This window comes from Bifidobacterium magnum (genome assembly GCF_000741255.1).
Classification (GTDB): domain Bacteria; phylum Actinomycetota; class Actinomycetes; order Actinomycetales; family Bifidobacteriaceae; genus Bifidobacterium; species Bifidobacterium magnum.
Map to the genome: position 1 here is coordinate 322,093 of NZ_JGZB01000003.1, position 11,366 is coordinate 333,458.

The 11,366-nt window shown below is 59.4% G+C and carries 7 protein-coding genes; 6 read left to right on the top strand and 1 reads right to left on the bottom strand.

Annotated elements, in window-relative coordinates; translation table 11 throughout:
- The first annotated feature begins 325 nt into the window (after window positions 1-325).
- The 4 genes from BMAGN_RS03345 (at window position 326) to BMAGN_RS03360 (ending at window position 6,129) form a co-directional block, all read left to right on the top strand.
- Entirely contained in the window at window positions 326-1,678 is a 1,353-nt protein-coding gene (locus BMAGN_RS03345; RefSeq protein WP_022859294.1) for a C45 family autoproteolytic acyltransferase/hydrolase, read from the top strand.
- Window positions 1,679-1,787: 109 nt separating this feature from the next.
- On the top strand, window positions 1,788-3,143 hold the full coding sequence (locus BMAGN_RS03350; protein WP_022859295.1) for a C1 family peptidase: 1,356 nt from the start codon (window positions 1,788-1,790) through the stop codon (window positions 3,141-3,143).
- Between the two features lie 105 nt (window positions 3,144-3,248).
- Window positions 3,249-5,516, top strand: coding sequence for an APC family permease (locus tag BMAGN_RS03355; protein WP_022859296.1), 2,268 nt, complete (start codon window positions 3,249-3,251; stop codon window positions 5,514-5,516).
- 400 nt (window positions 5,517-5,916) lie between these two features.
- Complete coding sequence (locus tag BMAGN_RS03360; protein ID WP_022859297.1) at window positions 5,917-6,129, top strand: hypothetical protein; 213 nt, start codon at window positions 5,917-5,919, stop codon at window positions 6,127-6,129.
- Between the two features lie 85 nt (window positions 6,130-6,214).
- Here BMAGN_RS03360 and BMAGN_RS03365 read toward each other — a convergent pair whose 3' ends face one another.
- Complete coding sequence (locus BMAGN_RS03365) at window positions 6,215-8,776, bottom strand: DEAD/DEAH box helicase (RefSeq protein WP_034250307.1); 2,562 nt, start codon at window positions 8,774-8,776, stop codon at window positions 6,215-6,217.
- A 122-nt stretch (window positions 8,777-8,898) separates the two neighbouring features.
- Here BMAGN_RS03365 and BMAGN_RS03370 point away from each other — a divergent pair, with 122 nt between their 5' ends.
- Both BMAGN_RS03370 and BMAGN_RS03375 read left to right on the top strand, forming a co-directional pair.
- A complete protein-coding gene (locus BMAGN_RS03370; RefSeq protein WP_022859299.1) occupies window positions 8,899-9,852 on the top strand; it encodes a phosphatase PAP2 family protein in 954 nt (317 codons plus the stop codon).
- A 39-nt stretch (window positions 9,853-9,891) separates the two neighbouring features.
- Window positions 9,892-11,283 carry a replication-associated recombination protein A gene (locus tag BMAGN_RS03375; protein WP_022859300.1) on the top strand — a complete coding sequence of 464 codons (1,392 nt, stop codon included), beginning with the start codon at window positions 9,892-9,894 and terminating at the stop codon, window positions 11,281-11,283.
- Window positions 11,284-11,366 lie beyond the last annotated feature (83 nt).

The following is an 11,366-nucleotide window of genomic DNA, read 5'->3' on the forward strand; positions in this document are numbered from 1 at the left end:
ACAAGGTGCCGGCATTCTTGTATGTGGGACCAATAAGACGAAACGGCGCGTGAATATCTAATAAAAATCGGTTACGCCCGCATCATAATGCGGCGGTTCAAAAAATAAAATGTGGTTAAACTGCGCCTCATTTTTCGATTTTTTACCGTGGGTAAATTGCAGGCTGCGAAATTGCGTCATTTTAATATGGAATGACGCCCGGGACAATCGCGTTGCGCTGGGGGAGTGGCGGTTTTGTCTTTCAAAATAACTCGGCTTTCCTTGAAAATCCTCTGACTAAGTTGGCTCAGTAACAAGGGGATACACACAAGGAGCATCGAACATCATGTCGAGTCTCACTGATCAACAACAGGAGATAATGAACAAGGCGTCCCGCCGGGACGTCAACGGTTGGCATTACATCACGGTCCAAGGCGAGCCGTACGAAATCGGTTTCCAGCACGGTTACCTGCTGGTGGACGAGTTCCGCGACGCGATCCGCGTATACACGCATATGACCATGGAAACCATGGGAATGGAATATTCCTTCTTCGTGGACCAAGCCGTGAAAATGCACAAGGACAAGATCGACCAGGAATACCTTGACGAAATGCAAGGCATGGCCGACGGCTTCACCGCGGGCGGTTTCCCGACCACGCTTGACGACGTGATCGGCTGGAACGCGTGGATGGAAGTCACGGGCTATTGGTGGCCGCAGGTCGCCAGCCAGTACAGCAACAATCCGCCGGCCAAGTCCTCGCACTGCACGGGCTTTGTGGCGACGGGCTCGGCGACCGTTGACGGACGCCCTGTGATCGCGCACGAAAGCTTTGACGAATTCTGGAGCGGCCAGTACTTCAACGTATGTGAGGTCATCCATCCGACGCACGGCAACTCCATCAAGATGCAGACCGTGCCGGGATACATTTCCTCGATGATGGACTTCTATGTCACTTCCGCGGGCCTCGGCGTGACCGAAACGACGCTCGCCGGCTTCATGGGTTATGACGAGAACGGCATCCCCGAATATGTGCGCGCCCGCAAGGCCACGCAGTACGCGAACTCTATCGACGAGTGGGTCGAGATTGAAAACAAGGGCAACAATGGCGGCTATGCCAACATCTGGCTCTTGGTGGACACCAATACCAACGAGATCGCGCGCTATGAGGAGGGGCTGAAGCACCAGGAGCTGCTGCGCACCACCGACGGTTACTTCTACGGCTGCAACGCCGCCCACAACCCGAAGATCCGCAATCTTGAATGCGTGGACAACGGATACAACGACGTGCGCCAGCAGACGGGAGCCCGCCGCGCCCGCCTCGAACAGCTCATGCCGGAAGTCTCGGGCCATATCGATGACGAAATGGCCAAGCAGATTCTCGCCGACAAGTTTGACCCGTACCTGGGCTACATTTGCCCGAGCTCGCGCGACATTTGCGCCCATTACGACGTGGACCCGCAATACTTTGCGGACGATCCCAACGGCGTATGGAACATTCCATTCTTCCCCGGTGGCTCGGTGGACGGCAAGTGCGCCGACGCCTCCGATATTGACAATCTCCGCATGTGGGGCATTTTTGGACGTGCCGACGGCGAGGCTTTCGACGCCGAAGCGTTCATGCAGCAGCATCCGCAGTGGAACTGGCAAGAGGGATATTTGAAGAGCCGTCCGAGCCAGCCTTGGACGCTGTTCGACTGAGCGATACAAAGGGTGTATTCGCTCGCACCAACAATTGTGATGCCATCCGGTGGAGGAGGAAACCGCGACTGGACCGCGTCAACCATACAAGTACAGGAAAGGTATTGATATGGAACTGACCAAGAAAGACCTTGAGGCGATGTCCTCGGCCTACAAGAAAGCCACTGCGCAGCATATCGCCGAGCAGGCAGTAAAGAACAACGGCATCAACGCCGCCGCGGAACGCGAGAACGTTGTGGTCACCGACAACAACTTCGTGTTCTCGATCGACGTTGATGACGAAGCCGTCGCGAACCAGCGCCAGTCCGGCCGTTGCTGGATGTATTCGGCCCTCAACGTGATGCGACACAAGATTGAGAAGGATCTGGATCTTGTCAAGGGTAGCTTCGAAATCTCCCAGAACTTCAACTACTTCTATGACAAGCTGGAAAAGTCCAACATGTTCATGGAGTACATCATCAAGAGCGCGGACAGCGATTATGACGACCGTCGCGTGAACTTCCTGCTCACCACTCCGCAGCAGGACGGCGGCGATTTCGATCCGATCATCGCGCTGTGCGAAAAGTACGGCGTCGTGCCGCTGACGGTGATGCCTGACACCGCCGTGACGAAGAACAGCGCCGAACTCAACGCAGTGCTCAACCGCATGCTGCGCGAAGACGCCATCGCGCTGCGTAGCATGGTGCGTGAACGCCAGAGCGAAGAAAAGATCAACGAAGCGCGCATTTCGATGCTCAACGACATCTACCGCGTGCTCGCCGTGTGCATGGGCGAACCGCCGGAGAAGTTCGACTTCGAATACCGCGACAAGAAGAACGTGTACCACGTCGACCGCGACCTGACGCCGCTCGAGTTCTACAAGAAGTACGTGGCCATCGACTTCAACGACTACGTCGGTGTCATCAACCTGCCGCTCGAATCCATGCCGTACGGCAAGATGTACACGATCGACATGACGGGCGAAGTCCTCGGCTCCAAGCGCGACCTGCATTACCTGAACGTCCCGATGGACGTGATGAAGGAAGCCACGATCGCCCAGCTCAAGGATGGCGAGCCTGTATGGTTCGGCTGCGACGTGACGCAGGATTCCGATTTCCAGAAGGGCATCATGTCCAAGAACCTGTACGACATCCAGTCGATGTTCGGCATCAAGTTCACGATGGACAAGGCTGAAAGCTTCGAGACCCACCAGTCCATGCCGACCCACGCCATGCTGATCGCCGGCGTCGATCTCGACGCGGACGGCAAGCCGGTGCGCTGGAAGGTGGAGAACTCTTGGGGCACCACCGCCCACGGCAATCCGGTTGGCCACGAAGGCTACTTCATCATGGACGACTCCTGGTTCGACGCATACAACTTCGAAGTCGGCCTGAACAAGAAGTACCTGCCGGCCGAGTACCAGAAGGCTCTGGAAACCGAGCCGGAAGTGCTGCCGTACTGGAACACCTTCAACCCGGAACCGTGAAATAACCGGTCCTGCTAGCTTCTCGCGGATGCATAGGATCCAATGCCGGATCCTATGCATCCGCATAAAAACCCATCCTTCGTATATTGGAATCAGGCAATTCTTATGAGTGGTAAAACTCAAGCGGTCGCAAGCGCGAAGGCCGCTCCGGGCAGCAAAGGCGATAAATCCGTTGTCCAAGGTTCAGGACAGCTGTCCACCATCGCACTGACCATGATGACCGTGACCACGTTGGCGGGTATCGCCAACGATGTGCAGATGTCGTTCTACGGCCTCTCCGCAGTCACGTACTTCCTCATCGGTGGTCTCCTCTTCTTCGTCCCGACGGGTTTGGTCGCCGCTGAACTGGCTTCCGGCTGGAGCCAGCGTGGCGGCATCTTCCGATGGGTAGGTGAAGGCCTGGGCACGTTCCCGGCCATTTCCTGCCTGTTGATCCTGTGGTTCCAGACCTCGTTCTCGTTCGGCTCCGGCATCCCCGGATCCTCCGCGACCATCGGCTTCTTCACCACAAACTACGACTGGGCCGTCAACTTCGCCGAACAGTCCCACTCGTGGAAGATCACGCTGCCGATCATGCTCGGCTGGCTGGCCTACTACTGGTTCATCTGCTGGCTCGCTACCAAGGGCGTGAAGGTCTTCGCCAATATCGCCAAGTACGGCGTGATCTTCGGCACCTTCCTGCCGCTGGCCGTCATGATGATCCTCGCGGTCGTCTGGCTTTGCCAGGGCAACCGTCCGGCCATCCCGATGGACGCCGCTGGCTTTGTGCCCAAATGGAACGGCATGTCCACCTTGGCATTGGCCGCGGGCGTGTTCTTCAGCTTCGCCGGCGTGGATATGAACGCCGCCCACATCAAGGACTTGAAGAAGCCCGCCAAGCAGTTCCCGGTTGTCGTGTTCGTCTCGATGATCCTCGCCTTCCTCATCTTCGTGGTCGGCACCGTCATCATCGCCATGATCGTGCCCGAGTCCAAGATCAACCTGCTGTACACGCTCAACACCGTCTACCGCGATCTGGGCGCCACGATCGGCTTCCCCGACCTGTATGTGGTATTCGTCTACTTGGGCATGGCGAACTCCTTCGCGGCCCTGATCACGAACCTCGCGGGCCCGTCCTACATGCTCGGCCAGGCCGGCCGCTCCGGCTTCCTGCCGAAGTTCCTGCAGAACAACAACAAGCACGGCATGCCTTCGCGCATGATGTACTTCCAGATGCTGTTCATGACGATCATCGCCTTCATCGTGTTCTTCCTGCCGAACGTCGAGGGCTTTGTCGCCCTGATCACGCAGGCCATCACGATCCTGTACATGCTCTACTACATCCTCATGTTCACGGCGTTCCTCAAGCTGCGCTACGACCAGCCGAACCGTCCTCGCGCGTTCAAGGTGCCGGGCGGCATGGTGGGCGCGTGGATTGTGGCCGTGGTGGGCATCGCGGCCGCGGTGTTCGCCATTGTGCTCGCCCTGTACCCGCCGGCACAGCTGACCAAGGAAGTCGGTTCGGGCGCGACGTACGACATCATCATCGTCTGCCTGATCGCGTTCGTGATCCTCGTGTGCTTCCTCATGTACCGCGCTTCGCGCAAGCACAAGGAATGGGTAGATCCGTCCAACGAGTTCGCGCCGTTCACGTGGCAGATCGAAGGACTGTCCAAGCCTGGCAAGGTCCAGTCCAACATTCCTACCGCATTGATGAGCGAGGGCCAGAACCCGATGGGCATGCCGATCAAGCATCCGTACAAGCCTGATGAGACCATCGACCTGCCGGACGCCAAGGATTATCGGGCCCAGGCCGCAGCGGCCAAGGATCTGCTCGTCAAGCATGGCATCAAGGAACCCGACGCCCCGAAGAACGCCAGCGTGTTCACGGGCAACATCAACGCCATGAAGACGCTGAGCGTCGCCGCTCCGGAACCTGTCGCCCATGTCAACATGCGCGCTGTGGGACCGGAAGTGGAGATCCCGGCTCCTACTGCCGATGAAGTGGCCCGCCAGCACATCCCCGCCGACCCGGCCGCCGATGAAAAGCAGTCGCTCAAGGCCGCCCATGAGGCGCAAGCCAAGGCCGAGCAGTACGAGATCATTGCCCAGGCCATGGAGAACCGTGCCGAAGACGACCAGCTGCTACTCAACGCGCAGAAGAAGTTCAAGGTCGCGGCCGCGGCCGCCGAGCAGGCCAACGACACCGTGAAGCAGGACGCGAAGCCCGCGCAGGATGCGCCGGCCGCCACGCCGGCTTCCTCAGCCGCGCCGGCCTCTGCAACTCCGACCGCTCCGTCAGCTCCAACGGCACCGCAGGACGCCAAGCCTGCCGCCTCCCCAAAGCCGGCGGCTCCGAGCGCTGATCCGTCGGATGACAAGAAAGCCCAATGATCTAGCGCATTGAGGTTTCCGTTTCATACGTGTGTGTGCAATACAGTGAAGAATGGGTTGCATTCACATAGCTAGCCAAAGGTCCGTCCATACCGAGTATGGACGGACCTTTGTTATGTCCGCGATATGCCGTCAGGCGCAACCGGACTGTCCGGTTTCTTCGACACGCCGACATCAGTCAAAACTAAAAAATTCTACTAGGAAAATGGCCGTTCCCGCAGAATCTTTTCAAAAGCCTGTAGATTTCGTGAAGGAACTGTTACGATGTATTTGGTAAAAAACAAAATAAAATCCGTTTTGCTCTCGGCGATGACGAAAAATCTCGCGTTTCTCCCCATAAGTAAGGAGTAGAATAAGGGTGCAATCCTGGAACACATTGAAGTGACAGGGAGGTTCCATTATGGAGAACATGACCACCACGCGCATGAGGATGCCCAAGCTTATCGCTGACTCTTTGACGCGGGTATTCACCAGACGATATTCGTCCAACAAGTACGCCGATGTAGCAGACATTCCCGCCTACGCAGTCAACCTGTTCGACCGCGACGTAGTGCTGGAGGAGAAACTTCCCACGTATCTGCCGGACTATATGGCGCCAGCCGGACGCATGTGACGGCGTAAGGCTGATGGACATACAAAAGTCCCGTTCCATGACATTGCTCATGGAACGGGACTTTCTTATAAGTCACGGATGCCGATCACCCGTCGATGGAGGCCACCTGGTAATCGTGGAACACCACTTCGCCCGAATCCTGCGTCGCGTCAAGATCCACCACACCCGTGATGGCCCAATCGCGGTCGCCGTCGGAATCGTCGATGATCTGGCGCACCTTCACGTGTGCTCGTTCGTTTTCATGGCGGTCGTCGAGAATGAACAGCTCGCCGCTGCGGGCGCCCGCGTCCGTGTTGACGTACTCGTGCTCGTCATAGTAGGCGTCGAGCACATCGTCCCATTCGTGCACGCCGTAGCCCCAATCCTTGTCGAGTGCGCCGAGCGTCTGGGAATCCTCCAAGTCCATGAGCTGCACGCGGCGGAACATGGCGTTGCGCACGAGCACGATCAGGCCGCGGCGGTCTTCCACCACGGCGTCGGCCGTACTTGGCGCCGCGAGCGTGGCGGCGTCCTGCGCGTCCATGGCTCCTGCCGATTCCCATTCGTCCACCAGCGAGGAGTCGATGGAGCGCACCACCACACGCAACCAGGAAATGATGTCGTCGAGCTGCTCATTGCGTTTTTCCTTCGGCACCGTGCGCGCGAGCGCGCGGTACGCGTCGGAAAGGTAGCGCAACAGCGTGCCCTCGGAGCGCGCGATGTTGTAGCGGGCGATGTATCCCGTGAAATCGGAGGCGGTTTCCACCATGTCGCGCACAATGGATTTCGGGCTCAGAAAATAGTCGTTGGCCCAGGGCACGTCTTGGCGGTACTTGTGGAACGCGGCGTCGAGCATGTCTTCGAGCGGCTTGGGATAGGTGATCTCCTGGAGCCTGTCCATGCGCTCGTCGTAGTCGAGGCCGTCCTCCTTCATGGTGGCCATGGCCTTGTCGCGCGCCTGACGCTGCTGCGCCTTGAGCACCTGGCGCGGATCTTCCAGCGTGGCCTCGACCATGGAAATCACGTCCAATGCGTACGTGGGGGATTCGGGATCCAAAAGTTCCAACGCGGCCAACAGGAACGGGCTCAACGGCTGGTCGAGCGCGAAATTGTCGGGGATGTCGACGGTCAGGAAGTAGTTTTTGCCGCCACGGCCGTTGTCTTCCGTTTCAATGACGTCCGTATTGAACAGCGTTTCGAAAATCTCGTCGGCGCGCTGGTGCAGCTGCTCCTTTTGTTCGGGAGTCTGCGAGGAGTCGTCAATAAGCTGGTCGATGCGCATGCGCGCGCCGCCGCCCTGCTGCACTTCGTTCAACACCATGGCGTGGCTGATTTTCATGTGCGGCACCAAGGTTTCCGGAGCGGCGTCGATCAGCTTGTTGAACGTCTGCTCGTTCCAATTGACGAAGCCCTCGGGAGCCTTCTTGCGCTTGACTTTCTTCAGCTTCTTGGGATCGTTGCCGGCTTTGGCCAAGGCGCGCGCGTTTTCAATATCATGCTCGGGAGCTTCGGCGATCACAAGGCCTTCCGTGTCGAATCCCGAACGTCCCGCACGCCCCGCGATCTGGTGGAATTCACGGGCGCGCAGCCGGCGCATGTGCACACCGTCGAATTTGGTCAGCTGCGTGAGCACCACCGAGTGGATAGGCACGTTGATGCCCACGCCCAACGTGTCGGTACCGCAGATCACGGGAAGCAGCCCCTGCTGGGCGAGCTGTTCCACAAGACGGCGGTAGCGCGGCAGCATGCCCGCATGGTGGATGCCGATGCCCGTGCGCAGCAGACGCTGCAAAATCTTGCCGAAAGCCGTGGTGAACTTCGTACCCTTGATCGCTTCGGCAATCGCCGTACGCTGTTCCTTCGTGGAGACGCCCGTGTTGGCGAGCGCCTGTGCCGTTTCCAGTGCCGCGTCCTGGGAGAAGTGGACCACGTAGATGGGGGTCTGGTCGTTGTTGAACGCGAGTTCCACAGTTTTTTCGAGCGGGTCGAGCGTGTACTTGTAGTGCAATGGCACGGGACGCGCAGCGTTGTCGATAATGGCCACGTCGCGGTCGGTCATCGATTCGAGCTTGTCGGAGATGGCGTCCATGTTGCCGAGCGTGGCGCTCATGAGCAGGAACTGCGTGTGGGGAAGCGTGAGCAGCGGCACTTGCCACGCCCAGCCGCGTTCAGGGTCGCCGTAATAGTGGAATTCGTCCATGGCCACACAGCCGATGTCGGCTCGGCTTCCTTCCCTGAGCGCCTGGTTGGCGAGGATTTCCGCCGTGCAGCAGATGATAGGGGCGTCCGCGTTGATATGCGAGTCGCCCGTGACCATGCCCACGTTGTCGCGGCCGAACACTTCGACGAGATCGAAGAATTTTTCCGACACGAGCGCCTTGATGGGCGCCGTGTAATAGGAGCGGCGCCCCGTGCACAGGGCCGTGAAATGCATGCCGAGCGCCACGAGCGATTTGCCCGAGCCCGTAGGGGTGTTCAAGATCACATGGTCGCCGGCTAGGAAGTCCATGACGGCTTCCTCCTGGTGCGGCCACGGTTCAATGTGTTTCGTGTCGTGCACCCATGTGAAGAAGCGTTCGTAGATTTCATCGTCGGTGAGTTCCTCGTCCACACCGTTCCAGCGTGGCGCGAGCTCGCCGAGCGAGCCGTATGTAGATTCCTGTGCCATAAGCGTTCAGTGTAGTCGTGCCGCTGATTTCCGGCGTGCGCAACGCCGGCGGGGCGCGGTTGTGCGCTTGGGGCGTAGTGCGTCCGCGTCGCTCGTCTGCTCGATTATTAGGATAGGGCAGTATGACTGACGAGACGATTGCCACCAATGCTTCACACGAATCCCGGACGAACGCGGGCCGTATCCCGCAGGCCTACTGGTTTGTCCTTTTGATTATCGCGGTGGGCGCCCTGATTGTGGGGTCCTTCCATGATTTGGGGATCGATCGCTTCCTGTATGATCCGGACGCCACGTGGGCGAAATTCTTCTACGCCTATGGTCCGGCTCCGTTGTATTGGAGCCTTGAAGTCGCGGGCCTGATCATGCTCAGGAACATTACGGTGCGCCGTGCCTCCTACAATCGTCTGCTCAAGGCGTTCGGCGTGCTGCTGATCGCGTTCGCCGTATTGTATTCGCTCGTGTACGCGTTGAAGAAGACGCCATGGAACGCCGCGGTTTCCATTGTGCTGGCCGTTGTCCTGTTCGAGGGGCCGTCCCTGGGGCTGTATGCGCTGGTGCGCCATTGCGGCGAAATGTCGTTGCGCATCCTGTGCATTTTCCTGTTGGCCAGTTCGCTGCTGCCATATGTGATCGTGTTTGTCTGCAAGGAAGTGGTGCGCCGCCCGCGCTTCATCGCGCTGCTGGGCGAGCCGCAACTGTCGTTCCAGCCGTGGTGGGAGATTACGCGCAAGAACATGGAGCTCAGCACGAAGGTCGCGTCCAATCCCGACCTGTTCCGCTCGTTCCCGTCCGGACATACCGTTTCCGCGGCCGCCATCCTCGGCTGGACCGTGCTTCCCGAATATTGCAAGCGTCTTGAACCGTACCGTTGGGTGTTCTATATCGTCTGCCCGCTGTATGTGGGCGTGGTCGCGTTCTCCCGTCTGGTGCTCGGCTACCATTTCCTGACCGACGTCTCGTTCGCGTTCCTCGTGGCGACGGCCTGCTGTGCCGTGGCGTACGTGCGCCTGTACCGCTTGCCCGCGAATGTGCTCGACGCCCAGCATGTGGCGCGCAAGACGGTGCTCATCAAATAACGCTTACCGCTCGGGCCGTGCCGGTATACAGTGGTGGGTATGCAACAGGATCTTTTCGCCGCTTCCGATACGAATGACGTGGTACGCCCGCTCGCCGTACGCATGCGTCCCGTCACCTTGGACGAGGTGATCGGCCAAAGCCACGCGCTGAAAAACGGTTCGCCGCTGCGCAGGCTCGCCGACCCCGCCAGCAAGGGCTCGCTTACGGCGCCGAGCTCCGTGATCCTGTTCGGCCCTCCCGGAGTCGGCAAAACCACACTCGCCAATATTGTGGCCCAACAGTCGGGGCGCGCGTTCGAGGAACTGTCCGCCGTCACGTCGGGAGTTAAGGACGTGCGCGACGTGTTGCGCCGCGCCCACGAGCGCCTCGTGGCCGAAGGCATGGAAACCGTGCTGTTCATCGACGAGGTGCACCGCTTTTCCAAATCCCAGCAGGACGCGCTGCTGCCAAGCGTGGAAAACCGCGACATCACGTTCATCGCAGCCACCACGGAAAACCCGAGTTTTTCCGTCATCAAACCGTTGCTGAGCCGCTCCGTGGTCGTCAAGCTCGAGTCGCTTACCGACGAGGAACTGCGCCGCGTGGTCACGCGCGCCGTCGCCGATCCGAAAGGGCTGAACGGTACCGTGGAACTCGACGACTCCGCACTCGACGACATCGTGCGCTTGGCCGGGGGAGACGCGCGCAAGTCGTTGACCATCCTCGAGGCGGCGGCCGGCGCATTCGACCACCAGAACGACGGAACGGCCGCGTTGCCTCATATTACAAGTGAGATCGTGTCGCAAGTCATGGATACGGCCACCGTGCGCTACGACAAGGACGGCGATGACCATTACGATGTGATCTCCGCGTTCATCAAATCATTGCGCGGATCCGACGTGGACGCCGCGTTGCATTACCTGGCGCGCATGATCCGGGCCGGCGAAGATCCGCGGTTCATCGCGCGGCGCATCATGATCGCCGCCGCCGAGGAAGTAGGCATGGCAGCCCCGCAAATCCTGCAAGTGACCGTGGCCGCCGCCCAGGCCGTGGCCATGATCGGCATGCCCGAAGCGCGCATCATTTTGTCCGAGGCGACAATCGCCGTGGCCACCGCGCCCAAATCGAACGCGAGTTACATGGCCATCAACCAGGCGCTCGCCGACGTGGACAAAGGCATGATCGGACCCGTGCCGCTCCATTTGCGCAACGCCCCGACCGCGCTGATGAAAAGCTGGGGCAACCATGACGACTACGTGTATGCGCACGACGAGCCCGACGCCATCGCGACGCAGCAATATATGCCGAGCAACCTGTTGGGCACACAGTATTACCATCCCAACGACCGCGGATACGAGCGCACCGTCGGCCCGCAGCTCGAGACGATCCGTTCGATCATCCACCGCGACGATCCGCCGGCATCTTCCGACCAGCGTCCCGCCGACCGGTAGCGTAATCCCAGGTTTCTCCATGCGGACACCAACACCCGCCATATGGGACGGAATGTGACGGTTCCTTGCGGATCATGGGAAAA

Bases quoted from the DNA above. Each gene is read 5' to 3' on its own strand.
- BMAGN_RS03360 (WP_022859297.1), top strand. From the start codon at position 5,917: ATGGAGAACATGACCACCACGCGCATGAGGATGCCCAAGCTTATCGCT.
- BMAGN_RS03355 (WP_022859296.1), top strand. From the start codon at position 3,249: ATGAGTGGTAAAACTCAAGCGGTCGCAAGCGCGAAGGCCGCTCCGGGC.
- BMAGN_RS03365 (WP_034250307.1), bottom strand. From the start codon at position 8,776: ATGGCACAGGAATCTACATACGGCTCGCTCGGCGAGCTCGCGCCACGC.
- BMAGN_RS03370 (WP_022859299.1), top strand. From the start codon at position 8,899: ATGACTGACGAGACGATTGCCACCAATGCTTCACACGAATCCCGGACG.
- BMAGN_RS03345 (WP_022859294.1), top strand. From the start codon at position 326: ATGTCGAGTCTCACTGATCAACAACAGGAGATAATGAACAAGGCGTCC.
- BMAGN_RS03350 (WP_022859295.1), top strand. From the start codon at position 1,788: ATGGAACTGACCAAGAAAGACCTTGAGGCGATGTCCTCGGCCTACAAG.
- BMAGN_RS03375 (WP_022859300.1), top strand. From the start codon at position 9,892: ATGCAACAGGATCTTTTCGCCGCTTCCGATACGAATGACGTGGTACGC.